The 24,617-nt window shown below is 57.3% G+C and carries 16 protein-coding genes; 10 read left to right on the top strand and 6 right to left on the bottom strand.

Features of this window, described 5'->3' with window-relative positions:
• Positions 1 to 132: 132 nt before the first annotated feature.
• The 6 genes from H6F59_RS00580 to H6F59_RS00555 form a co-directional block, all read right to left on the bottom strand.
• Positions 133 to 849, bottom strand: a complete 717-nt coding sequence (locus H6F59_RS00580) for a hypothetical protein (RefSeq protein ID WP_190694244.1) — start codon at positions 847 to 849, stop codon at positions 133 to 135.
• Positions 839 to 3,253 (bottom strand): CHASE2 domain-containing protein, encoded by a 2,415-nt coding sequence (locus H6F59_RS00575; protein ID WP_190694242.1) that lies wholly within the window; start codon positions 3,251 to 3,253, stop codon positions 839 to 841. The genes H6F59_RS00580 and H6F59_RS00575 overlap by 11 nt, the downstream gene beginning before the upstream one ends.
• A gap of 153 nt (positions 3,254 to 3,406) precedes the next feature.
• Positions 3,407 to 4,576, bottom strand: coding sequence for a DUF1822 family protein (locus tag H6F59_RS00570; protein WP_190694239.1), 1,170 nt, complete (start codon positions 4,574 to 4,576; stop codon positions 3,407 to 3,409).
• Between the two features lie 46 nt (positions 4,577 to 4,622).
• Complete coding sequence (locus tag H6F59_RS00565) at positions 4,623 to 6,116, bottom strand: hypothetical protein (protein ID WP_190694237.1); 1,494 nt, start codon at positions 6,114 to 6,116, stop codon at positions 4,623 to 4,625.
• 171 nt (positions 6,117 to 6,287) lie between these two features.
• Entirely contained in the window at positions 6,288 to 6,521 is a 234-nt protein-coding gene (locus H6F59_RS00560) for a hypothetical protein (protein ID WP_190694235.1), read from the bottom strand.
• A gap of 162 nt (positions 6,522 to 6,683) precedes the next feature.
• Complete coding sequence (locus tag H6F59_RS00555; protein WP_190694233.1) at positions 6,684 to 10,085, bottom strand: tetratricopeptide repeat protein; 3,402 nt, start codon at positions 10,083 to 10,085, stop codon at positions 6,684 to 6,686.
• A 207-nt stretch (positions 10,086 to 10,292) separates the two neighbouring features.
• Here H6F59_RS00555 and H6F59_RS00550 point away from each other — a divergent pair, with 207 nt between their 5' ends.
• The 10 genes from H6F59_RS00550 (at position 10,293) to H6F59_RS00505 (ending at position 24,578) form a co-directional block, all read left to right on the top strand.
• On the top strand, positions 10,293 to 10,874 hold the full coding sequence (locus tag H6F59_RS00550; protein WP_190694231.1) for a hypothetical protein: 582 nt from the start codon (positions 10,293 to 10,295) through the stop codon (positions 10,872 to 10,874).
• A 23-nt stretch (positions 10,875 to 10,897) separates the two neighbouring features.
• Positions 10,898 to 11,803, top strand: coding sequence for a tetratricopeptide repeat protein (locus H6F59_RS00545; protein WP_190694229.1), 906 nt, complete (start codon positions 10,898 to 10,900; stop codon positions 11,801 to 11,803).
• Between the two features lie 171 nt (positions 11,804 to 11,974).
• Positions 11,975 to 14,257: a caspase family protein gene (locus tag H6F59_RS00540; protein ID WP_190694227.1), complete on the top strand. Its 2,283-nt coding sequence runs from the start codon at positions 11,975 to 11,977 to the stop codon at positions 14,255 to 14,257.
• A 92-nt stretch (positions 14,258 to 14,349) separates the two neighbouring features.
• Positions 14,350 to 15,273, top strand: a complete 924-nt coding sequence (locus H6F59_RS00535; RefSeq protein ID WP_190694225.1) for a tetratricopeptide repeat protein — start codon at positions 14,350 to 14,352, stop codon at positions 15,271 to 15,273.
• A 306-nt stretch (positions 15,274 to 15,579) separates the two neighbouring features.
• Complete coding sequence (locus H6F59_RS00530; RefSeq protein ID WP_190521512.1) at positions 15,580 to 15,867, top strand: hypothetical protein; 288 nt, start codon at positions 15,580 to 15,582, stop codon at positions 15,865 to 15,867.
• 178 nt (positions 15,868 to 16,045) lie between these two features.
• Complete coding sequence (locus H6F59_RS00525) at positions 16,046 to 16,321, top strand: hypothetical protein (protein ID WP_190694223.1); 276 nt, start codon at positions 16,046 to 16,048, stop codon at positions 16,319 to 16,321.
• A gap of 31 nt (positions 16,322 to 16,352) precedes the next feature.
• Positions 16,353 to 17,384, top strand: coding sequence for a cyclic nucleotide-binding domain-containing protein (locus H6F59_RS00520; RefSeq protein ID WP_190694221.1), 1,032 nt, complete (start codon positions 16,353 to 16,355; stop codon positions 17,382 to 17,384).
• A 182-nt stretch (positions 17,385 to 17,566) separates the two neighbouring features.
• Positions 17,567 to 19,045 carry an NHLP bacteriocin system secretion protein gene (locus H6F59_RS00515; RefSeq protein WP_190694218.1) on the top strand — a complete coding sequence of 493 codons (1,479 nt, stop codon included), beginning with the start codon at positions 17,567 to 17,569 and terminating at the stop codon, positions 19,043 to 19,045.
• 153 nt (positions 19,046 to 19,198) lie between these two features.
• Positions 19,199 to 21,532 carry an NHLP family bacteriocin export ABC transporter peptidase/permease/ATPase subunit gene (locus H6F59_RS00510; protein ID WP_190694216.1) on the top strand — a complete coding sequence of 778 codons (2,334 nt, stop codon included), beginning with the start codon at positions 19,199 to 19,201 and terminating at the stop codon, positions 21,530 to 21,532.
• Positions 21,533 to 21,653: 121 nt separating this feature from the next.
• A complete protein-coding gene (locus tag H6F59_RS00505) occupies positions 21,654 to 24,578 on the top strand; it encodes an NHLP bacteriocin export ABC transporter permease/ATPase subunit (RefSeq protein WP_190694214.1) in 2,925 nt (974 codons plus the stop codon).
• Positions 24,579 to 24,617: the final 39 nt, after the last annotated feature.

The raw sequence follows: 24,617 nt of genomic DNA, 5'->3' as shown, positions 1-24,617 counted from the left end.
CCTAAGCTGAGTCCGGCTCACTCTTAACGATCGAGCAACATGACAGCGGTATAACCTCTGTAAACAGACTTTATCGCTACTGGTGAGGCCTCTTACACCAGCGGTTTGGACAGATGATAGGGATGGCGTGCGTTAGGGCCGTAACTCCTCACTGCAAATATCGGCGGCTAGGGCTTCGCGGGCAGCGACCAGTTCTTCGGAGGGGGCTGCAACGGTGAAAAGAATTTGCAGGGCATCAGCGGGCAGCTCATTTTCGAGAAAGTAGTTGGCTTTGGCCTGGGCGATCGCCTCAGCATCGGCTTCCTCAGTAGCTAGCTCAGCGGTGAGCTGGTCGAGATCGGCGGCAACGCGATCGCGCTCCTCCCCCGCGGCCATTACCCGAAAGGGAATTTGCACTGTTTGCACTGGGCCGAAGATCGGCTGGTTTTCATAGATCAGCAGGTTGTAGAGTCTGCCCAGCCGCAGGGGCTCGCCATCGTAGGCTGCGGTCAGCAGGCCTGACTCGGTTGCCGTTGGTTCGGCATTCCAGGGTGATGCGACAGCGTTACCCTGGGGTTGCACCTCAATCTGAGCTATGTCTCCCCGCAGCACAAACAACGGCTTCTGGTACCAGAGGATTTCGCTATCGCCAGGGTTGATTAGACAGGGAGGTTCGATATCCCTCACCGGTCTAGAGCCGCTGATTTGGCCCCGGCGACGGTCTCGAACCTCGCCGCGAAAGAAGTCAAACACCTGCTCAAACGCCAGGGATGGCTCGGGGGCGGGCTGGGCGATCGCCACCGGCAGCCCCAGGTTGCTCACCATTGCCGTTGTCATCAACCCGGCCAGTATCCAGTTGTTATTGCTCACGGTTAGCCTCCTTAAAATGCGGTAGTGCGTAACTCCAAACCATCAGCGACGGCAGCAGCCAGGGCAACAGCACCGCTCCGCCGATGTAAAGCTGTAGACTCAGCCAGCCATAGCCTGCCGTGGCTGTGCCCAGGGCAGCCCCCAGACTGGATCGCCCGAGTTTAGGGCGATCGCTGAGATACAGAACCAGGGCCTTGCCCCCCAGGGCTGCGGCCAAAATCAGCCACAGGTCGGGGATGGGCACCACCAGCCGGTCAGTCAAAAAGTGGTGGGTCATGTAGGCATGGGCTTCGCCGCCGGTTAGGTCGATGCGATTGTCGCCCTGCTGCCCAAACCAATAGCCAAGGGCCGGGGGCATCGGCAGGTTGTCATCGCCGTCGGCGGCAACCCCGGCAGCGTAGTAGCCCCCCGCCGCCACAATCACCACGGCTTCCTCTAGGCGAACACCATCGAGTTGTGTCACCTCACCCTCTGGGTCGGCCAGCAGCGCGGCGGCGGAAACTGACCTGTAGACCTGCTCAGGGGGAATCGAAAAATCGAGCAGGGGTTGCAACCAGCGCTGCCTGAACCGATAGGACATGTGCGTAATGGGGTGCAGTTTGACCCAGGAGGATGGAGTGACATCGTTGTGCTCTCTCAGGTAGGCCTGCACCTGAGCTTCGAGCGGGGGGCCAGGGAGTCCGGGCTGGGGAAGGTTGGGGCGCGATCGCCCTTCAGTGCCGGTCTCCGACCATTGCTGACTCAACCGGTGGGCCAAAGCTAGCTGGTAGCTAAAGGGGGCGCGATAGTCAGGCGAAGCTCGCAACGGCAGAATGTGCCACTGGGGCACCCAAGCATCGCCGTGCAGCACCCGGTAGGGGTCAGCCACCTGGAAGTACAGCTCAGCCCAATCACCACCAGGGTTTTGGGTTGTGATAAAAACGGGCCAAACCTGGTTGGCCATAGCTGCCCCCAGTGCCTGGTTGAGGGTGGCGTCGTAATCGGCCTGGGCCAGGTCGAGCAGGTAGTCGATGCCTATGACTGGGGCATTGAGTTCGTTTAAGCGGGTAATGATATCAGCCAGCAGAGCGCGATCGATGGGCTTAAAGTCGCTGATGCCTTGCTGCACAAAGGTAGCCTGATCGACCTGCACCAGCACTACGGGCGGGGTAGCACCATCGGTCACCTGGCCGGTGATGTCTCGATATCTAGCTTGCATGGCTACCCGCTGATCAAGCAGCCACTGCTGATGTAGGGGCAGCAAGCTAAGTAAGGCTAACGCTCCGAGGGCGATCGCTTCCCGTTGCGTAGGTCGCCATCGTCGCCGAATCGCGCGCCACCCCGCCGGCTGAAGCTGGTAGGGCACCGCCTGGGGATGATAAAATAGCGAGGGCAACAGGTAGGCCGAGGGGTAAGTGAGGTGCTTGGTCAGCTTGAGAAACTCACAGGTTCCTTTCACCGCTTCCTGCACATTTTCGTAGCGGGCCAAGCGCTGCACCAGCTGCACCAGAAACGCCTGGGCCACCTCATTGTGAATGGGCTCGCGCATAATCACTACTTGGCTGAGGCCGAGATTGACTAGCCCCTGGGCAATATCCAAGCCGCTACACGAGTTGAATAAGGCACATTGCAGCCCCCGCTGCTCGGCCTGTTGTAGATAAGGGCTAAGCTCCTTAATCGAAATGGCGGTGTTGGGAGCAATGAAAACTTGCCCATCCAGCAGCGCCTCCTCGTTACTGTGTCCGGCGAAAAACAGCACGTCCCAGCCCTGGGGGTCGGCAATGGTTTGGCAAATGCGCTGCTTTAGGTCGACGGCATTTTCGCCCGGCTGCCAACCCACGTAGTGAATGTCCATCAAAGGCTTTTGGGCATTGAGGGCGCTGCGCTCTGCGGAAAAATTCAGCCCGGTTTCATCTCCTAAAATAGCCAGCACTCGGGCTTTGCCTCGGCGAAACTCATTGCGATCGCCCGTAGCAGAGCGAATGGTGGCGGGCGATCGCACGATTTGCATCTGGGGACCAAACTCCCAGGTTTCCCAGGGTAGCCGGGCCAGCTCCAGCGGCGTGCAGGTCAAAAATAGCGCCTGGCCTTTGCCCTTACTCTGGGCCGTTCGCCGCAACTTTTCCCGCAGGTCAAACAGGTCGCCGTGCTTGAGCCAGGTGTGAAACTCCGACAGCAGCCGCGCCTCGGCTTGCACCAGCTGGCTGTGCCAATCGACCTCTAACACAGCGACCTGACCCATAGCTCCAGCCCGCCCCCGCAGCGACTGTTTGTAGTAGCCCAGATAGGCCCGTCGCCAGCTCTCGTACAGATCAAAGAGCTGAGCCGGAAACGCCAGACTGGCCGTCAGCCGCTGCCCCTGACCCCAGGCCAGCTCAAACAGGCAGCTCTGGTCGATTTTATGAACCGTGAGGCGGTAGGACATGGGAGGGGGAGGGGCGTGGATGGGTGGATGGGTAGGAGAGATGGGTAGTGGGAGAGATGGGTAGTGGGAGAGATGGGGCGTGGAGGATTCAGGGAGTGGGAAGGTGGGCGACTTGTTACCCCATCACCCCCTACCCATCCACCTGCACACACCCTACCCATCTGCCCCTTCTGGCTGAAACACAAACGGGGGCCAGTTGAGGGTGTTGCCGTTAGGCAGCTCAACGGTGGCGGTAAACGCTTCATCCCAAGTGCCGATCGCTTGGGCGTAGAGAAAGCCGCTTTTATTGCCCTGGGCTAAGGTTTGCTCGGCCAGCACGGCGGTGGCGTCACGCATAATCAAACGGGTACCAGGGGGTAGCTGCTCGCCGGGGGCAGGGCCTAAGAACAAAAACAGCGTCCATTCTGGGGGATGAGGCTCAACTAACGTCCAGGTCAAGGCATAGAGACGGAAGGGCAGCCCCATGGTTTGCAGGTCGGTGTAGGCACCACGCGCATTAGGCGGAATAGTAACGCCTGTGGGCCGCAAGTCCCGCAGAATATCTTCGAGTTGCTCCACAGGAGTTCTCATGGATCGCAATGCGGTAGCAGGGGCCAGCGGCGGCATCAGTGTCCAGGCCAGGCTGTCGGCTACGGCGTCGAGCTGGTTGAGTAGCCAGCGACCGACATTGATCGAGTCACGGGTTTGTGTAGGCAGAGGGCTGGTTTGGGGCACGGTGAAAAGGGGGGCGGTAGCGGTCTCTGTGCCGCTGACTTGCGGGCCACTGATCTGGGCTGGGTTGAGACAGGTGAGATAGAGCAGCAGATCTTCCGGGGTAGTGTTGAAGCAGTGGATGGGGATGCGGTAGGTGCCGTTGGGCTGGGAGACAAGGCCCAGAGTTCGTCGCTGGGCGAGCAGGCGATCGCGCCGCAGCCCGGCCAAAATTGTCACCTGGTTTACCTCTTCCTGTACCTCCGCCAAGATATAGAGGTGGGCAAATTCACTGGCATCATCCAAAGTGGCGGTGGGAATCGTGATTACCTCCTCGCTGAGGCTGCCTTGGGCTACTAGACACAGGCGATAGTTGCCCACCCGGCCCGCAATCTCCAGGTCAGGTGGCTGGTAACGGTCGTAATTTAGGGCGAGATCGACAGCCCCAGACTCTAACCACTGCTGGAGCCCTTGCAGCGCCATGGCCCGCAAGAAGGTAGACCATTGCTGGGTAGAATCGGGCACCCGCTGCGCGATCTGCACTGCCCAGGTCACGGCCTCACTTGGTAGGGTGACGGTAGTTGACCGCAGCGGGTCAAACTCAAAATTGATTGGGTCAAGGGCATCACTCATAGGGTTTAGGGTAGCGGGTGAATGGAAGGTAGGGAAATGCATGGTCTTACTCCGAATCGGGCATAAATTGGTCGATGGTTCGGCAGAGCTGGCGGGCAAATAGGCTCTTGGGAATACCGCGTTTGGGGCTTTGGCTTTCGGCAGCGGCAGCTTCGATAATTTGGTCGACATCTTCAGTCAGTAGCTGCTCTAAGGTTTGATCGATAGCGTGCAGCCGATCGGCAGAAATGTAGTCGAGGGCTTGACGGCGCACCTGCGGATAGATCTGGGCGATCAGCTGGTGACGCACATCGGCGCGCAGGCGTTTGAGCTCCAGCAAGCGATTCACCTGCACCTGGCTGTTGAGGCCCAGGTGGGTGGCCAGCTTGCCCATGGCCATGCCCTTGCAGTGAAACAGATGTAGCCCCTGAATGTAGGCTTTGGCTTTCATCGCGTCTTTTTGGCTGAGGCGGTCAACGTTGGTGCGAATGGTCTGGTCGATCGCATTCTTCAGCTCGGTTTTGAGCACCTGACGGTAGCCCTGCAAAAACTCATCCTGCTCGTCGGGGACCGGGTTTGCCGCAGGTACCTGCTCCCAGTCGATAGGCTCAGACGGGCCTACTGTCGGGGTGCCACCGCGGATGTGAATGCGGTACTGGCGCAGCTGGCTAGCCAACTGGCTGAGCTGGGCCAGCAGAGCTTCGTCCGATACTTTGGGGTTGATTTTGGCTAGCTGCTCGGGGGTGGGGGGCTGGCAGCGGCGAGATCTCTCATTTTCGCCTTCTTTCTTGTCTTCTTTCTCGCGCTCATTTAGGCGATCGCGCCGATATACTGCCTGGTACTGCTCTAGCAGCGTCGTCGCCGTCGCCACTTCGTACTCGCTGCACAGGTGGTAGGTGCGCAAAATGCGCTGCATCTGGGCCGGGCTGGTGTCGTTCAAAATGGCCCAATCGCTGACGCGGTAGAGCCCCTTGCTGATCAGCAGCTGATTGAGGCCTGGGTGGTTGCAGGTGAGTCGGCTGCACCATGTGCTCAAGGCAGCCTTTTTTTTCTTTTTTTCCAGTGTGTTTTCAGAGGCAGTATCGGAGGGGTCTTTAGGCTGTCCTTCAGCAACCAGGTCTGGGACATAGCTGTCTAAAATTTTGGCAGTGAAGGGGCGGTAGGGCGGCTTGCTAGCGCTGGAGGAATCGCCCGGTAGGAGCGGTTCTGAGGGGCGCAGCGGCAGCGGCCGGCCATGGTCGTCTAAGACCTTAACCAGCAGATCGGCGGTGGTAAAACCATAGGCCTCACCAAATTGCCGCGCCAAATGCGCACAGGCGTCTCGAATGTGGTGGCTAACGAAGCAGCGCAAGCTCAACAGGGCTCGGTCGGCTTGATTAGCCTCTGACCACCAAAGCTGAAGCAACGCCTTCTGTAACTCTGGCAGACCGTCCTCTGCTTGGCTAAGCAGCGCCCCATAGGTTTGCAAAAGCCAGTTATGTATGTGGGGCAGCCGTTCAGCTTGGCTGTGACCTGCACTGTACAGGCGCATAAGGTGCCAATAGCGAGAAACTTTATCCATAGTCTTAGAGGCTGAGTCGCGACTAGTGTTACACTGCATCATGGGAGATTCGACGCGCTATCTTTACGGATATCTGGGCCAAGGAAGCTTATTCAACGAGGGGATGGTGGGCTGGTCTGCGGCTGTAATACATGGTGCGAATGGGTGAACGAATGAATGGGTAAAAACCGATTACCGCTGGATCGACTCGCTAATGATGGTAATGGCGACTAAACAGCTCACCAGCAGAAATCCCTCCCGCAGCAAATAAGCCAAAATAAATGCTGCAACTTCGGCCAGCAGCCCCCAGCTGAGGGCGATCGCAGCGATATAGGCCACAGTGCAGCCAGCCACGCTCAGCAAAAAGTATTTCAACACCTGGGTACACAGGGCTAACAACCAGTGGTTAGATCGCGGGCATCGCATAATTTAAGTCTCCAAATGGTTGAGGTGAGCTGAAAAAGTCAGAAAGAGCGTGTACTCTCTTACTGTTAATAGCGATCTGTAGTGGTTCGTTATCTACAGATATGTCGTACAAATTGAAGTAGTTGACTAGCGGCTGAGTTAGCTTGCGAGTCGCTTTTCTGCCTACAAACCGTTGCCAATCACAATAAACGGAGCCCAGTAGTAGGGATGGCTAAGCTTGGTGCTTTCTGAATTAGGTGATACTGAAGAATTGGTCACCAGGTCAATATCGGCGCGAATATCTACGCCTAAGACCGATGAGTCGCCTTCGATCATGGCCTGCTGGGCCAGACGCAGGGCTGCGTTGGGGCTATAGTCAGCTTGCAGAGCGACGTACAGCGCATTCATCAACACTTGGGTGCTGCCGTCATTAACAGACCACAGTGAGGCGATCGCCGCCCGCGCCCCCGTGCGCTGAATCTGGTAGCCAAAGCCGAGAATTTCTTCCCCCTGTCCTAGTTCGCCGCTGACTGCCGTTTGGCAGGCGCTCAGCACCACCAAATCTACCCCCGGTAGCGACCACTCGGCGATGTCGGGCAGGGTAACGCGATCGCCGTTGCCAAACAAAATAAATGACTCATGGGGTGCCCCAGCAACAAACTCGGCATGGGTGGCGAAGTGAACAATCGAGTGCTCTGCCAGCTCAGGCTCCACGGCGGCGCGGCTAAAGTCTTGATTGAAATAGGCTTTGGTGGCGGGAATATCGGTGGCGATGCGCTCGACTTCTAAGCCCGCATACTGCAAGCCGTTGTAGTCCAGCAGTTCGTCACCCACTTTGACCTGGTAGTATCCTTCAGAAAAAGCCCCGGCCAGCACGGAGAGAGCGGTGGTCTGCGATCGCCCCCAGTCGGTCAACGAAGCCGCCGTAATGAGATTGACGCCAAAGCGCTGCACTAGCCACTGCTCGCCATCGTGCAGCGCCGCCAACGGAATGTAGCGCAGCTGCCCATCGGCGGCGTAGAGAATAGTTTGGGTATCGGTGAGATAGGGCTCTAGCGGGCGAATTAGCAGGTCGTAGAGCTGCTGCGCCGACTGCTCTACCTCGGGCCTGCGGCCAGTAATGTCAGTGCGAAAGGTGGCAATGAGCTGGTTGAGCTGCACACGATCGACGGGCACGGTCTGGCGCTCTAGCCCGTCGGGGGTGACGAGCACCAGCTCTAGGCGGTCATCCAGAATCAGTGGATATAGCAGCGCGGCATTGTCGAGCTGCTGAAGGTTGGTTTGCAGGCGGGCCAGGGTTTCGGGGTTGAGGTTTTGCCCGCGCGCGTTGCGCTGAAGCTGTTGGGTAAAGGCCTGCACCTCAGGACGATTGAGAAAGGCATCGAAACCTTGCCCTGCCTCTACCATCTCCACATAGATAGACAAGAGCTGCTGCTCTGCATCCCACAGGTCAAGACCCTGGGCGGTTTGGGCGTTGCCCCGCAGGTCGCGCAGGTACTCATCAATTTCTTGCACGCGCAGCAGCTCTAAAACCTGCTGGGCCTCTAGCACGCGGTCTTGCTCTAGCAGCAACCGCACCAGTTCGCGGTAGTCCTCTGAAATAGACTCGGTGTAAGACGCCTGGAGGGTTTCGGGTAGCTCTTGGAGGTCTGCACGAATGCTTTCGCGGAGGTTGACGGAGGCTTTGTAGAATGCGATCGCCAGCTCAGGCTGATTTTGTGCAGCTAGCAATGCTCCAAAATTGCTCAGTAAAAGACTCTCTCCTGAACGATCTTCAATGGCTTGGAACAGAGGCAGGGCTTGCTCGTAGTAGGCAATCGCCCCCCGATAGTTGCTCAATGACAAATAGGCATTACCCAAATTCATTAGCGTACTGGCTTGCCCCTGTTGGTCTTCGATAGTTTGATATAGCGGTAGGGCTTGCTCGTAGTAGGCAATCGCCCCTCGATAGTCACTCAATGACCAATAGGCGCTACCCAGATTAACCAGCACATTGGCTTGCCCCTGCCGGTTTTCGATGGCTTGGTGCAAGGGCAGGGCTTGCTCGTAGTAGGCAATCGCCTCTCGATAGTCGCTCAATGACAAATAGGCATTACCAAGACTCATTAGCGTACTGGCTTGCCCCTGCCGGTCTTCGATAGCTTGATACAAGGGCAGGGCTTGCTCGTAGTGGGCGATCTCCTCTCGGTAATCGCCTAGTTCCCCGTAGATAATACCCAGATTAACCAGCACTTTGGCTTGTCCTTGCCGGTTTTCGATGGTTTGGTACAAGGGCAGGGCTTGCTCGAGGTAGGCGATCGCCTCTCGATAGTCGCTTAATGACCCGTAGGCGGTACCCAGATTAAGCAGCACACCGGCTTGCCCCGGTCGGTCTTCGAGAGCTTGGAACAGAGGCCGGGCTTGCTCGAGGTAGGCGATCGCCTCTCGGTAATCGTCTAATTCCCCGTAGGCGGTACCCAAATTATTCAACACATTGGCTTGCCCCTGCCGGTTTTCGATGGTTTGGTACAAGGGCAGGGCTTGCTCGTAGTAGGTGATTGCCACTCGAGGATTGCTCAACGACCAGTGGACGTTACCCAAATTATTCAGAACACTAGCCTGCCCCTGCCGGTTTTCGAGGATTTGGAACAGGGGCAGAGCTTGCTCGTGATAGGAAATCGCCCTTCGATAGTCACTCAATGACCAATAGGTGCTACCTAAATTATTCAGCGCATCGGCTTGCCCCTGCCGGTTCTCGAGAGCTTGGTACAAGGGCAGAGCTTGCTCGTAGTGAGCGATTGCTCCTCGATAGTCGTTTAATAAATTGTAAGCATTACCCAAACCTATTAGTACATTGGCTTGCCCCTGTCGGTCTTCGAGGTTTTGGAACAGCGGCAGGGCTTGCTCGTAGTAGGCAATTGCCCCACGATAGTTGTTTAATGAACTGTAGGCATTACCCAAACCTATTAGTGCATAGGCTTGCCCCTGCCGATCTTCGATAGCTTGGAACAGTGGTAGGGCTTCCTCGTAGTGGGCGATTGCCCCGCGATAGTCGCTTAATGAACTGTAGGCATTACCCAAACCTATTAGTGCATGGGCTTGCCCCTGCCGATCTTCGATGGCTTGGAACAGTGGCAGGGCTTGCTCGTGGTAGGCGATCGCCCCTCGATAGTCGCTCAATGACCAGTAAACATCACCCAGATTGCTCAGCACCCTGGCTTGTCCCTGCTGGTTTTCGAGGACTTGGAACAGCGGTAGGGCTTGCTCGTAGTAGGCGATCGCCCTTTGATAGTCACTCAATGAACTGTAGACATTGCCCAGATTACCCAGCACTTTCGCTTGCCCTTGAGGGTCTTCGATTTCTCGGTAGAGGGCTAGCGCAGCTTCCCAGGACTGCAATGCGGCTTGAACCTGGCTCTGCTCAAATTGTTGAATGCCCTGTTGGAGAAGGGCATCAGCCTCGGCTTTTCGATCCTGCTGAGCGACAGTTACATCAGCCTTAACCGGGTGGGGATTTTGCGCCTCTGCCGATAAACATGGCTGTTGCACAGCAGCAACTAGCGCAGTAGCAGCGATCAACCAAAACCACATCGCGGAATGACGCATGAGCAACCCTCTAGGGGACGACATCAGCATATATGGCTGGTTGAAGTGAACTTATTCAGTTTTCTGCAAAGACAACGTCAGCTTTGCGTCCCCGTTTGGCAGGGCAGTAAATCTACAGTTCTAGTGAATAAGTTCCCAAGTCTCGGCCATAGAACCTTGCAGAGAGACCCTAGGGCCTCTTTTCCCCCACCGCAGAAAACTTCTCCCATGACTTCTACATCCACCGCGCTTCGCCCCACCACTCGACGGCTACAAATGACGGCCCTGGCCGGGCTATGTGGTTTAGCCGCAATACTGTCGTCGTTGACCTCCAGCCCTCCGAGCACAGCGTTCACTCCCCTATCCACGTCTGTGGCGGGGATAGCAACTTTGCCCAGTCTGCGGCTGCCGGTTTCGCTACCCACGGGCACCCAAATTACGCCTCCCGTAGGCAGCGGCTACGGCCAGCTCACCGTCAAAAACGGCAATGCTTTCGATGCGGTTTTTAAGCTGGTAGATGCTAATTCTGGCCAAGCTCTGCGGTTTGTGTACGTGCGGGCCAATGAAGACGTCACCCTAGACGATGTGGGTACCTGTACCTGCGATCTGCGCTTTGCTACCGGCATCGACTGGGATGCTGACCAGCAAAAATTTCGCCGCGATATGGCCCTATCTGCCTTTAGCGACCCCACAGAGTTTGTAGTCAAGCGCGAAGGCAACACCGAATACTGGACCACCCTCGAAGTCACGTTGCATCCGGTAGAAGGCGGCAATGCTCAAACCGAAGCCTTGGATGAAGATAATTTTTAGCCACTACTAATTTGGTAATCTCTATGAATCAGAAGCAACATAATGCTCTGGTTTCCTTAGCTGTTACATACCTGCGAACAGGCGATAGCCAGGTTCAAACTCATGATCTTCAATCAGCTACCAAATCTTATTGGCAAGCAATTTCGCTATTTCGAAGTGAAGGTCAGACTACACAGGAAATTGAAACACTAGAAAAAGCCTTATCGCTGGCTCTAACGCTCAAGGATATCAAAAACGAAGCCGCATCACTTAATGACTTAGGGGTTACCTATCGGAACTTGAAGGAATTTCAGAAAGCGCTTGACTGCTTTGAGCAAGCGTTACAGGCTATCCGACAGTTTACCGATTCTGATGCTCGTGAATTAGCTTCCCGTCGCGAGAGTGAAGCTAATATTCTAAACAATTTGGGGCGAGCCCATGGAGCAATTGATCAACCTCAATTAGCCTATGAATGTTTTCAACAGGCATTATCCATTTATCGGCTGCTCTTTGGGCAGCAACAGCAAATCACATTGACATTTTTTAACCTAGCCAATCTCTACCGCGATCGCTGTGAATACGGCCAGGCGATTGAATGGTACGAACAGGCCTTTTCCTTTGCGAATGATCACTTGCCTGTGGAGGCTGCGTTTGCATTGTTAAATCTAGGTGATATCTTTCTAGTTACCGGCGATTACTCTAGAGCGGCGTCGCACTATCAGCAGGCCCGCGACTTAAATGCTTTTATACCCCAATGTGAAATAGCCTACGCATGGGTTGGGCAGGGTAAAGCCTATGAAGAATTGAGTCAGTATGAACAGGCAACGAGCTGCTATCAACAAGGGTTACTGGTTTATCAACAAATAAGCGACTCTCAAGGAGAAGAGTCCGTCAATAATCTCCTGGATTCGGTTAGGCAAAAAGCATTTTATCAGAGGTTAATTACGTAGTTTTTTAACTCAGTCGAAGAAATTTCTAGATCTGTCGCCTTTGCTCAATCGGCTCAATTAGCTCAATAGGAAATCAGGCCGATAACTTTGTATCCAATCGAGCGAATAGAACCGTTCATGGCAGTCATATCTGGCCCATCTGTGTTGTTTAACTTTTTAGGATCATGCCCTATGTCAAGTTTTAAACGGCGTCGGTTTTTGCAGGTCGCCGGGTCTGCCCTGGCCGCCATAGGCCTCAGCCAGATGAATGTGCGGCAGCAGGGCGATCGCTACGCCCGCGCCCTAGCCCAACCCACTCCCCGCAAACTGGCCCTGCTAGTGGGCGTCAACCAGTACCCTGCCGGGGTCACTTCCCTGCGAGGCTGCCTCACCGACGTGCGTATGCAAAAAGAGCTGCTGGTACATCGCTTTGGCTTTGACCCAGCCAATATTCTCACCCTAGAAAACCAGGCCGCCACACGCCAGAACCTGCTAGATGCTTTTGAGACTCACCTAATCGACCAGGCCCAGCCGGGGGATGTGGTGGTGTTTCACTTCTCGGGCCACGGCTCTTTAGTGCGCGACCCCGACCCGATTGCGATCGCCAATGGGGCATCGGGCTACAACGGCAGCCTGCTACCCCACGACGCTCGGCTCAACCTACAGGGCAACCAAGTCAACGACATCATGGGCAAAACCCTGTTTTTGCTGATGGCAAACCTCAAAACCGACCAGGTGACCGTCATGCTCGACAGCTGCCACTCCGGCGGTGGCACCCGAGGCGAGCTGATCATGCGAGCCGTTGAATCACAGGTAGCGCTAGGCGATGCGGCACCCAGTGCTCTAGAACTGGCTGAACAGGATCGCTGGCTGACGCGGTTGGGCTGGTCACATGCTCAGCTCAAGACCGAGCGCAGTAAAGGCATTGCCCGAGGGGTAGCGCTCGGGTCAGCCCAGGCCAACCAGCTGGCCGCCGATGCCTCCTTTGGTGAGGGGGTGGGGCAGTTTTACGCGGGGGCATTTACCTACGCGCTGACCCGCTATCTGTGGCAGCAGCCCGGTAGCCTGCCGCTCGATCGCGTGTTTGTCGACCTATCCCGCAGCACGCGGGATGTGGCCAACAGCGCTCGCATTGTGCAGTCACCCATCTACGAGGTAGAGCCAGGGCGCAACTTTGGGCAAGAGCCACTCTTTTTTAGCCGTCCCCAGTCCCCGGCAGCAGAGGCCGTGGTGGTGGGCACCGAGGCCAGTGGCGAGGTCAAGTTCTGGCTGGGGGGCGTGTCATCCCAAAGCCTATCAGCCTTTGAGAGTGGAGCCATTTTTTCGGTCGTAGATAGCAATGGCAATGAGATTGGCCAAGTTGAGCAAACCCGGCGGGTAGGGCTGGAGGGCTACGGTACTCTGGCGGATGGCACTCGGGGGCAGATCGCAGCGGGGCAACTACTGCGGGAGCGGGTGCGAGGAGTGCCGACCGATCTGACCCTGCGAGTGGGTCTAGATAACTCTTTGGGGGCAGAGTTGGAGACGGCGCGATCGCAGTTAGCCACCTTCAACCGCATTCAGCCCGTCGCAATAGACAGTGGCCAAAGTCCCCACTACCTGCTGGGGCGTATGACTGAGCAGGGGCTGGCGATCGCCGCTACCGAGGCTGTGCAGAATGTAGGCCAGTTAGGCAGCGTTGGCCTGTTTACGCCGGGATTGTCAGCCATTCGCGACAGCTTTGGCGAGCCTAATGAGCCCATTGCAGCGGCAATTCAACGGCTTAACCCTACGCTCAAGCTGCTGCTAGCGGGGCAGGTGCTGCGATCGGTGCTCAACAGCGACACCTCTCACCTCAATGTCGATGTCGTTGTGCAGCCGGTCAATAGTACCGTGGCTGTAGGTCGCAGTGCCAGCGGCCGGGGTGGTCAGAGTGAGCTGATCGCCCAGCGGTTAGAGGGCTCGGGGCAGACGTTGCGATCGGGCAGCGAAATTGTGGTGACGGTGACCAATGGTGAATTTCGTAGCCTCTACATAGCCGTGCTAGCCATCGGCAGCTCAGGGAGTATGTCAGTGCTGCACCCTACCGATTGGGATGCTCCTGAAAGTGAATCACTCTTAGAACCGGGTCAGCAGCTAGATATTCCCCGTCAGGAGGCAGGGCGCGACCCGAACCGCAGTTACTGTAGCAACCCCAGCGAAGCCTTTCACCTGTGTTTGAGCAGCTCTGGTTATGCTGAAATTCTAACTCTGGTGAGCACCAGTCCCCTGCGTGATGCCCTACGCGGTCTTCAGCAAATTGCCGTCGCCAACAACACCCGTAGCGGCGACCCCATCGGCTTGCAAAACGATAACCCTGTCAATGTGATAGAAACCCTACTGGGCGACATCGATCGCAGCACCCGAAGCTCGAACAGCCTGCGCGGTGATGTGCGCGGGGTAGACACCACCCAGCTCGCGGCCCTGTCTACCCTGATTCAGGTAGTAGAAAAATGAGCGCTCGGCGGAGTGATCGCTAACTAGCCGCCACTGCATAGGTTTGGCTGCTCCAGACATAAGAGAAGGTAGATGAGTTCAACCCCATTCCTATGCTTAGTCCCCGCTTTGCGATCGCTTACCTGACCCAGAGCCGCCCGGTAATTTTGATGCAGACTTTTCCGGTAGTACAGACCATTGAACAGCGCTATCACCTCTCCTGGTTACGGTCTGTACCTGCCTTGCTCGAAACCGGCAAAACCCAGAGTGCCCTGGGCCAGCTCTACTGCCAACTGGGCGAATGGGATCGCGCCGCCGGGGCCTATCTGCGATCGCTCAACGCCTTTAGCCACGCCGAAGATGCCGTTTCCCTAGGTCACACCCTCACCCACCTCAGCGTGGTGTTTGCCCAACGTCAGCAGTACCGCTGGGCCTACGACTACGCCGCCCAAGCCGTGCAGCATCTGCACAATACAGCAGACGATGCAGGCTATGCTGCTGCCCTTCACACCCTAGGCATGGGCCTCTACTATCGTCGCCGCTATCGCCTGGCGCTTAGAACCCTAGAGAAAGCCCTCGCCCTGCGCCACGAACTGGGCGACGAACTGGGTGAAGCCATTACCCTGGGCTGCATGGGGCGAGTCTATGCCGTACGGGGCGAGCACTGGTGCGCTCTTTCCTGCTACGAAGCCGCTCTCGATGGCTATCGTCAGCACCAGCACCAGCTAGAAGGCAACAGCTACGAAATCATGATTCGCAGGCGCATTGCCCGGCTGGCCAGCGGTGCAGGTCACACTGATTTGGCGATCGCCCATTTTGAAGCTGCCCTGATGCTGTGCCAAAAGTGCGATCGCGCATTGGCCGCCGAAATCTTAACCGATCTCGCCAGCCTGCACGAAGGTTTACGGCAAAACGAAATTGCCCTGCGCTATCACCAGCAGGCGCGACAGTTGCAGCAGTCTGCAAAGCCCAAAGCTAGTGAAAATGATGCCCCTACTCCAATATCCTTACAGCCCACAGAAGAAGGCTATTACTAAGTCAAATACTCCGTAGGCTGGATACTGCCACTATCGCTCCAAATTCTGTTGGTTTAGCCCCAATTCTTATCTGTATCCCTGTAGAGGCATAGCATGCTATGCCTCTACAATTTTATGAATGAATTGCCTCCATCATTGCGTAGATCGAGGCCAGCCAAGCAGGCTTAAAGATACACCTAAAATTTTTAAAATCCCCGCTCACGTTGTGAATAAGCTCATCTTCGTCAGACATAGGTAAGAACAGGAAGGCAAATAAACCTACCTTCCTAACTCGGAAAAAACAACTTCTCAAAAGGAGAAACTTCCATGTCTGACATGATCAAGCCCAACGACATCATTGCCGAAGCTGAAGAGGCCGCTAACCTGGCCATCACTGAGCTTTCCGCAGGCGAACTCGACGATTGCAGTGGGGGTGTCAGCGGCCTAGGCGATATCAGCAGCCTGTTCAAAGGGGCGAGCAGCTTCTTCGAGCAGTCGGGTATCAAGATGGATCAGGTGAGCTTTGCTGGCCCTAACGGTGCTGGCAGCATTAGCTCTCTCACTGGCTTTGATACCGCCTCTGGTAACTCCGATGTGATTAGCTTCGGGCTGTAAAAAAGCCCCTGTCCAAACGACGAGTGCCCCTTAGACATCAACCCTCTAACCACTCGGCGTACTAGTCTACAGGGCTTCCATGCAGAGATATGGCTCCACCATGTCTCTGCATGTTTCCTAAGTTTGAGTGGGCCAAGATTGACCCAGTTATTGATCTAGAGACAGGATTTCGTAAGCCATGAAAGAGCATGATTTAGATCTCGCCCCCGTTGAGCTGTCACTAACAGAATTAGAAGAGGTTTCTGGCGGGTTAGATATTTTTATTTCGGGTTCCATATTCGATCAAAGTGAAAGCCTTTTGGGTCAGTCGGGCGGCTGTGGTTGCCCAGGGTCTACGCTGGCTCAAACCTCTAATACATCCTCAGGAGCCTTTCAGTTTGCTGGGTTGGGCTTTGAGTCGGTAGACCAAATTTTTGCTGTGTTTGCCGGGCTATCGCGGCTGTTTGGTCGGTAGCCGCTTTAAGTATTAACAAGAGGATCTCGCCATGACGACGCCCCTACTTCGAGAATTTAACCAGCAACATGTGGATTGGCTGGTACAGGCCAGTACACTGCGATCGCTTCAGGCAGGCGATCGCCTCCACACATCCAACCAGCCTCTTAACCATCTGTGGATTGTGGTGAGCGGTCAGCTATCGGTGGTGCTAGAGGCCCCATCAGCTGATGAGGGTGGTAAAGCTATCCCTAAAGAAATCCTGCGATTATCCACTGGGGATCTAACTGGCGCACTACCTGCCGTAACGACCTACCTCTCCCAATCTGCCCTGTTTGCCCTCACCGATGCCACCGTTCTGGCGCTTCCCCTAACCGCTCTCACTCAAAAGCTGGCCGACGATGCCGACTTCGCCGCCCCGTTCTACCGAGTTGTAGCTCTGACCCTACGGCAACAGCTTACCCAGTGGGCGGCGCAGATGGGCTACAGCGTGGCCCTGCTCGGCCAGCTTCAGCTTAAAGAAGCGGCGACGGTGTTTGCCGAACTGGCCGACAGCGATCTGGACTGGATGATGGCGGTTGGGCAAGTCGAATCTGTAAAACCCGGTACGCCTCTATTCCGCTGCGGCTATCCGGTCGATGCACTGCATTTGTTGCTAGAAGGGGCGGTGGGCCTAAATGCCGCTGAGCAGCCGCCCAACCTAGTAGTGACCGCCCTCATGCCAGATCCAGATAGAGCAGAGACCGAATTTGCCCGGCTGTCACGGGGCGATTTAGTGGGTGAAACCCTGCTATTGGATTCGGCCCCGGCGGCGGTAGGGGCGATCACCTTGCGAGAGTCTACCCTGCTGACCATCCCTCGCTGGCGGCTGCTGGCCAAACTGCTCTACGATCGCCCCTTTGCCGCTCGTCTCTACCGACTGCTGGCATTGCTGCTAGCCAGCAAACAGCAGCTCATGCTGCAAAAACTGGGCGCTTTGGCCCCTAACAGTGATCTCGATAGCCAGCTTCTAGAACGGGTGGCCCTGGCTGAGGCCCGTTTCGAATGGCTGGTGCAGCGGCTGCAAACCCAGGCTCAGTTTTAGATTTTGGATTTGCGCCTCTGGTTAGGGGCCTGCGCTGACTGTACAGCCGAGACAGCTATCCCCAAAACCATGAACACTCCCGCCACTGCTCAAGGAACGATTTGGGCTGGTGGGCAGTGTTCACCCTACGCTTGCTTCGTTCTTCACTTTTCGTTCTTCTGCCTTTCTCCCGGAGTTTGACCATGGTACCGGCAAAGCATAGCAACCTATTTCGCCCTCAGGCGCTAGAGCGCAGCGCCTCTCCCGAACAGCTCGATCAGCTGGTGCAAGTGGTTAGCCCCAAGCGCTGGCTAGCGCTGACGGCCCTGGGCCTGTTGGTCAGTGCCGGGGCCGCCTGGAGCGTGCTGGGTCAAATTCCCTTAACTGTCACTGGGCAGGGGGTGCTGGTTTATCCCAGCGATGTGGTGACGGCCCAATCGCCCGGTGCTGGCCCCTTGCGCTCGATCGAGGTGAAGCCGGGGGACTGGGTAAAGGCAGGCGATATTCTAGCGGTGCTCGATCAGTCTGAGATAGAGACCCAGCTGCGGCTGGCCCAGGAGAAATTGACTCAGCTTCAGATCCAAGACCAGACTGCCCAGCGGTTAAACAGCGAGCGCAGTGGGCTAGATGAGGGGGCGATCGCCCAGCAGCGGCGGGCACTGGAGCAGAATTTGCGATCGCAGCAATCCCTCACCCCTACCCTGCAAGCCCGCGCCGAAGAATCGCTACGCCAGGAGCGCCGAACCCTTCAGCAGCGGCTTACAACTCTGCAAGCCCGCCTGCCCATTTATCAAACCCGCTGGGAGAACTGGCAGCGTTTGGCTGACGAGGGAGCCATGTCCCAAGAAGAGGTGCTGAGCGTACAGCTGGAATACCAAGAGCTGCAAAACGAAGTCAACGATGTTGAAACTCAGCTTGAGTCCCTAGATCTGCGCGACACCGAAGCCCAGCGCGACTACCTTGACAACCTCAACCGTATCGCCGACCTCCAAGCCCAACTTCAAGATCTCGACGCCCGCGCCGCCACCCAGCGCGAGCAAGATAGCACTACCCTGGCCCAGCGCCAAAAAGAAATCAAAGACACCGAAGCCACGATCGCTCAACTCACCGAGCAGCTCGGCCGCAACCGGACGATCGCCAGCAACCACGACGGTCAGGTGATCGAGGTGATGGCCCAGCCCGGCCAGCGTCTTGACCCAGGCATGCCCGTGGCGATGATTGCAGCCCAGGACAGCAACACCCCCCTGACCAGCGTCGCCTTTCTACCTGTCAGCGACGGCAAAAAAATCAGCGTCGGTATGACGCTCCAGGCAACCCCCACCACCGTCAAGCGCGAAGAGTACGGCGGTATTCTCGGTACGGTTGACGAGGTGTCGAGCTTTCCCGTCACCCAGGCTGGGGCCGCCCGTCTGGTCGGCCATCCTGACATTCTGCCCGGCATCATGGGCGAGGGGCCGCATATTGCCGTCTTCGCCACCCTGCAAACCGACTACAGCCCCAACAACCCCAGCCGATTGCGCTGGTCGGCCTCCCCCCAAGGCCCCGACCAGCCCATGACCCCCGGCATGACCACCACCGTGCGCATCACCGTCGAAAAGCGCCGTCCCATTTCTTATGTGCTACCGATTCTCAAGCAGTGGGCTGGGTTTGGCGATGAACCAGTGAAGGGGGTGGATGGGTAGGGGGTGGATGGGGCAGGTACAAGGTATCGGGTGCAAGGTGCAAGATTCGAGCCGTGAACCATATACCGCAAACCGTGAACCGTATACCCAACCCAACCCTATCTCTCCCAAGACCCAATACCCAACACCCGACACCCACCTACTCATCCTCCCATGCAACACCTTATCGCCAAACTCAAAGACCGCCTCCGCCGTCCTGACCTGCGGCGTACGCCGACCCTGCTGCAAATGGAAGCGGTGGAATGCGGGGCCGCCTCTTTGGGAATGATCCTCGGCTACCACGGGCGAATTGTATCGCTGGCCGATCTGCGGCAAGCCTGCGGTATTTCGCGGGATGGCAGCAAAGCGTCAAATGTGCTCAACGCGGCGCGGCTTTACCACCTCCAGGGCAAAGGGCTGAAGGTTTCCCTAGAAGCTGTGCAGCAGCTAGAGCGGCCCTATATTGTGTTTTGGAATTTCAACCATTTCTTAGTAGTAGAAGGGTTTCACCGGCAGAAGGTGTACCTGAATGACCCGGCCACTGGCCCGCGCACGGTCTCCCTCGACGAATTTAGCGAGGGGTTTACGGGGGTGGTGCTGACCTTTGCTCCCGATGCCGAGTTTGCAACCGGCGGACAAAGGCGGGACTTGGTGCAATCACTCCGCCTGCGTCTGCGTGGTTCCTTTCGGGCTCTGGCCTTTTGCCTGCTGGCGGGTCTGCTGCTGGTGCTGCCGGGGTTGGCGATGCCCGCCTTTTCTCAGGTGTTTGTGGATCAGATCTTGATCCAGGGCCGCAGTAGCTGGTTGCGACCTTTACTACTGGGTATGTTGGTCACGTCTGTCCTCACCGGGCTGCTGACCCGGTTGCAGCTACAAATCTTGCGGCGGTTGCGGATTAAGCTGGCCATGGGTATGTCGAGCGGCTTTTTGTGGCACATTCTGCACCTGCCGGTGAGTTTCTACGACCAGCGGTTTGCGGGCGAAATCAGCAACCGCATTAAGCTCAACGATCGCCTTGCGAGCTTGCTTTCCGGCGAACTGGCCACCACCGCGATTTCCTGCGTCATGGTGGTTTTCTATGGCCTGGTGATGTGGCAGTACGACTGGGTGCTGACGCTAATCGGCATTGGCTCGGTAGCGGTAAATTTGATCGCTCTACGCTGGGTAGCTCGCCAGCGATCGGATACTAATACCCGGCTAATGCAGGAGCAGGGTAAGGTCAGCGGGGTTGCGATCGCCGGCCTGCAAAGTATCGAAACCCTCAAAGCCTCAGGTCTAGAATCCGACTTCTTCAACCGCTGGGCTGGGTACTATGCCAAGTCCCTCAATGCCCGCCAAGAGATGGATCGCATTAACCAGCGCCTGGGTATGCTCCCCGCTTTTCTCTCCGGCCTCAGCGCCATGCTGCTCCTCACCATCGGCGGCTTTCGCGTCATCGACGGAGCCCTCAGCATCGGTATGCTCGTCGCCTTCCAGTCACTCATTCAGCAGTTTATGCAGCCCGTCAACCAGCTGCTCAAGCTCGCAGGCGACTTCCAAGAACTCGGTGGCACCCTCGATCGCCTCGACGATGTGCTTCAGAACCCCATTGATCCGCTGCTGCCGGGTGGGGAGGTGGGGAGTGGGCGAGTGGATGAGCGGACGAGTGGGCAAAACGTGGAGCCGCAAGAATTTATTGAGAGAGAACCCAAGCTTTCTGGCCTAATAACTGCCACTGCTCACCCGTCTACCCACCTACCCACCTCCCCATCCACCCATCCACCCTCCCCCCTCTCCCCCAAACTCCACGGTTTCCTCGACCTCCACCACCTCACCTTTGGCTACAACCGCACCGCGCCGCCGCTGATTGACAACCTCAGCCTTTCCCTCAAGCCGGGGCAGCGAGTAGCTCTAGTGGGCGGCAGCGGCAGCGGCAAATCTACCGTCGCCAAGCTGGTGTGTGGCCTGTACCAGCCATGGTCGGGCGATATCTGCTTCGACGGTCAGCCTCGCCACCAAATTCCGCGCCCGGTTCTGACGAATTCTCTAGCCATGGTTGAGCAAGACATTCTGCTGTTTGCGGGCACCGTACGCGATAACCTCACCCTGTGGGATACCACCATCCCCGACACCAATCTGATCCAAGCCTGCCGCGATGCCGCCATCCACGACACTATTCTCTCCATGCCCGGCGGCTACAGCGCTGAACTGCTTGAAGGGGCTGCCAACCTTAGTGGCGGCCAGCGCCAGCGCCTCGAAATTGCCCGTGCCTTGGTCAACAACCCCGCCATTCTGGTCATGGACGAAGCCACCAGTGCCCTCGACACCGAAACTGAGCGCACCATCGACTACAACCTGCGCCTGCGCGGCTGTACCTGTTTAATCGTTGCCCACCGCCTCAGCACCATCCGCGATTGTGACGAAATCATCGTCATGCACCACGGCAAAGTCGTCCAGCGCGGCAGCCACGACGACTTGCGCGGGCAAGAAGGGCCGTATTTGCAGTTGATTCGCAGTGAAGAAGGGTAGGAGGGGGGATGGGTTTAGAGGAAGTTTCATTTCTTCTTCTTCTGAAAAATCTCCATCTGCTCCCTGCCTACTCACCCACCCATCCACCCATCCACCCATCCACTCATCCACCCATCCACCCATGCTCACCACCCACACCCCCATCACCTCCCCCCTCCACTATCTCCGCAGCAATGAACCCCTCTTCCTCGATGCTCCCCAAACCTGCTGGCGGGTTGAATCGGGTACGCTGGCACTGTTTGCAGTCAGTGTGCAATCGACGGCGTTGACCAGTCGGCGGCGCTATCTGTTTAGCGTTAAGCCAGGGGCAATGCTATTTCCGGCAGCGCTGCTGGGGCAAGAGACCCCCTGCCAACTGCTGGCGATGCCGCTGGAGTCGGTGACTTTGAAGCCAATTGCCCTGACGGCGCTGGCAGACGAATTAGCGGGTAGCGGGACGGCAGCAACCACCCTGGCCGCTTTAGAAAACTGGGTGCATCGGCTGGGGGCGGCGCTATCTGACACCGTATCGGCCCGGTTGGCGACGCCGATTGAAACCAGTGGGCTGCTGGCAGCTGGGGAAGTGTATCAACCTTGCCAGGGACGCATTACCTGGCTGCGACTGCTGGCTGGAGAAGGGCGGCTACTGGGGCTGGAGCATTTAACGCTCACTCCGGCAGTTGGCCCTATCCCTCTCAGCAGCCACCTGTGGCTACAGGCGACAGCGATGACCGAGCTGGAGATTTGGGAGCCCCAGGGACTGCGGGGGGCGGAGGCCAGTCTATCTGGCCTCGGTCATCTGCAAACTGTTGTACTCAGAGGCATTCAGCATCTTGAAGCACAACAACAGGTGCAAGAATATCAGCGGTTTGAGGCCCGCGAGCGGCTGAATACACAGGCTGTTAGCCAAACGTTGACGCAGCTGGCGGGGGTATTTGAACGATCCACTGCCGTTCAGGAATCTCAGGGACAGCAACCTGGTACTGAAAATAGTTTATTAGTTGCCGCTGGAGCGGTGGGACATGCCCTAGGCATTGCCATTCAGCCTCCGGCCCAGTCTGAGGATTTGCGGCGGGTGAGAGATCCGTTGGAGGCGATCGCCCGCTCCTCCCAAATTCGGACCCGCCAGGTGACCCTGCGCGACGATTGGTGGCGGCGTGATGGTGGCCCATTGCTAGCCTACGCTCGCGAGGATGGTCGCCCGCTGGCGCTGCTGCCGGTGGGGGCGACCCGCTACGAGGTGGTTGACCCACAGCAGGACACCCGGTTGCCGTGCAGCCGAGCCATCGCAGACGGGATTTCACCCACGGCACACACCTTCTATCGCCCGCTGCCCTACCAACTCAAGCCGGTACAGCTGCTCCAGTTCGCGCTACAGGGGCACCGTCAGGAATTGGTGGTAGTGGCGGTAGCCAGCATTGCCGCCACGCTACTGGGCATGGTTACTCCTCAGGCTACGGGCATTCTCATTGACCAGGCAATTCCCAATGCAGACCAAACCCTGCTGTTGCAGATTGCCTTTGCGCTGCTGGCCACCACCTTTGGGGCCACCCTGTTTCAGCTCACCCAAGGCATTGCCCTGATGCGGATCGAATCCTTTGCCGACAGCAGCACCCAGGCCGCCGTGTGGGATCGGCTGCTGAAGCTGAAAACCTCCTTCTTTCGCGGCTACTCCATTGGCGATCTGAGCGCTCGGGTGTCGTCGATTAGCCAGATTCGCCAGCGGTTGGGCAATACCCTGCTCAAGAGCCTGTTTTCAAGCCTGTTCTCGCTTCTGAATTTGGGGTTGCTGTTTTACTACAGCATGCCCCTAGCGCTGATTGCCACCGGGGTGGCCCTGCTCAATATGGCTGTCACCGTGGTCTCTGGGATGCTGACCCTGAAAAAAATTCGCCCCCTCCACGACCAGCAGGGCAAGCTCTTCGGGATGATGGTGCAGATGATCAATGGCGTAGCCAAGTTTCGCGTAGCTGGGGCCGAAACCCGCGCCTTTGCCTACTGGGGTCGCCAGTATGGTCAAGAGCTGCGACTGACCCTGGCCTCGGAGGGCATCGAAGACAATTTGACGGTGATCAATAACCTGCTGGCGGCTCTCACCCCCGCGGTGCTATTCGCCTTCGCCACGGGCATGATTCAGCAGTCACAGACGGGGGAGGGCGGCTTTTCGACCGGCACATTTTTGGCCTTTAATGCGGCCTTTGGCACCTTTATCGGCGGGGCCACCAGTCTCAGTAGCACCGTTATCGACGTGCTCGATGTGCTGCCCATCTGGCAGCGGGCGGAACCTATTCTCGCCGCCCAGCCCGAGGTTGACCCCCACAAGGCCGACCCAGGACGAATCTCGGGCCAGGTGACGGTGAGCAACGTGGGCTTTCGCTATCGCTCCGACGGGGATCTCATTCTAGACGGTGTCACCCTCGCCATTGAACCGGGGGAATTTGTCGCCCTGGTTGGCCCCTCGGGCAGCGGCAAGTCTACGCTATTTCGCCTGCTGCTAGGGTTCGATGCACCAGAAGTTGGCACGGTCTACTTCGACGGGCAGGATATGGCAGGCCTAGACCTCAACGCCCTGCGCCGGCAGTTTGGCGTGGTGCTGCAAACCAGTCGTCTGATGTCGGCCTCAATTTTCGAAAACATCGCCAGCAGTGCCCGCATCACCATGGAAGAAGCTTGGGAGGCGGCCTCGATGGCGGGGCTGGCCGACGACGTTCTCTCGATGCCGATGGGCATGCACACGGTGGTGAGCGAGGGGGGCACGAATCTCTCGGGCGGCCAGCGGCAGCGGCTGCTGATTGCCCGAGCCCTGGCCTTGCGCCCCCGCATTTTGCTGTTTGACGAAGCCACCAGCGCCCTGGACAACCGCACCCAGGCGATCGTCAGCGAAAGCCTGGAGCGGCTGCGGGTAACGCGCATTGTGGTGGCCCACCGGCTCAGCACCATTCGCAATGCCGATCGCATCTACGTACTCGAAAAAGGCCGTCTAATTCAGCAGGGCAGCTTTGATGAACTGGCCGCTGAAGAGGGGCTGTTTAGCCAACTCACTAAGCGCCAGCAGGTGGATTCTTGAAACATCGCACAAGTGTGAATAAGTCCTTTGGCCCCAGTG

The organism is Nodosilinea sp. FACHB-141 (genome assembly GCF_014696135.1).
In the GTDB taxonomy this organism is placed as follows: domain Bacteria; phylum Cyanobacteriota; class Cyanobacteriia; order Phormidesmidales; family Phormidesmidaceae; genus Nodosilinea.
This window is presented reverse-complemented; position numbering and strand designations above follow the sequence as displayed.

Bases quoted from the DNA above. Each gene is read 5' to 3' on its own strand.
- H6F59_RS00575 (WP_190694242.1), bottom strand. From the start codon at position 3,253: ATGTCCTACCGCCTCACGGTTCATAAAATCGACCAGAGCTGCCTGTTT.
- H6F59_RS00570 (WP_190694239.1), bottom strand. From the start codon at position 4,576: ATGAGTGATGCCCTTGACCCAATCAATTTTGAGTTTGACCCGCTGCGG.
- H6F59_RS00565 (WP_190694237.1), bottom strand. From the start codon at position 6,116: ATGGATAAAGTTTCTCGCTATTGGCACCTTATGCGCCTGTACAGTGCA.
- H6F59_RS00560 (WP_190694235.1), bottom strand. From the start codon at position 6,521: ATGCGATGCCCGCGATCTAACCACTGGTTGTTAGCCCTGTGTACCCAG.
- H6F59_RS00555 (WP_190694233.1), bottom strand. From the start codon at position 10,085: ATGCGTCATTCCGCGATGTGGTTTTGGTTGATCGCTGCTACTGCGCTA.
- H6F59_RS00550 (WP_190694231.1), top strand. From the start codon at position 10,293: ATGACTTCTACATCCACCGCGCTTCGCCCCACCACTCGACGGCTACAA.
- H6F59_RS00545 (WP_190694229.1), top strand. From the start codon at position 10,898: ATGAATCAGAAGCAACATAATGCTCTGGTTTCCTTAGCTGTTACATAC.
- H6F59_RS00540 (WP_190694227.1), top strand. From the start codon at position 11,975: ATGTCAAGTTTTAAACGGCGTCGGTTTTTGCAGGTCGCCGGGTCTGCC.
- H6F59_RS00535 (WP_190694225.1), top strand. From the start codon at position 14,350: ATGCTTAGTCCCCGCTTTGCGATCGCTTACCTGACCCAGAGCCGCCCG.
- H6F59_RS00530 (WP_190521512.1), top strand. From the start codon at position 15,580: ATGTCTGACATGATCAAGCCCAACGACATCATTGCCGAAGCTGAAGAG.
- H6F59_RS00525 (WP_190694223.1), top strand. From the start codon at position 16,046: ATGAAAGAGCATGATTTAGATCTCGCCCCCGTTGAGCTGTCACTAACA.
- H6F59_RS00520 (WP_190694221.1), top strand. From the start codon at position 16,353: ATGACGACGCCCCTACTTCGAGAATTTAACCAGCAACATGTGGATTGG.
- H6F59_RS00515 (WP_190694218.1), top strand. From the start codon at position 17,567: ATGGTACCGGCAAAGCATAGCAACCTATTTCGCCCTCAGGCGCTAGAG.
- H6F59_RS00510 (WP_190694216.1), top strand. From the start codon at position 19,199: ATGCAACACCTTATCGCCAAACTCAAAGACCGCCTCCGCCGTCCTGAC.
- H6F59_RS00505 (WP_190694214.1), top strand. From the start codon at position 21,654: ATGCTCACCACCCACACCCCCATCACCTCCCCCCTCCACTATCTCCGC.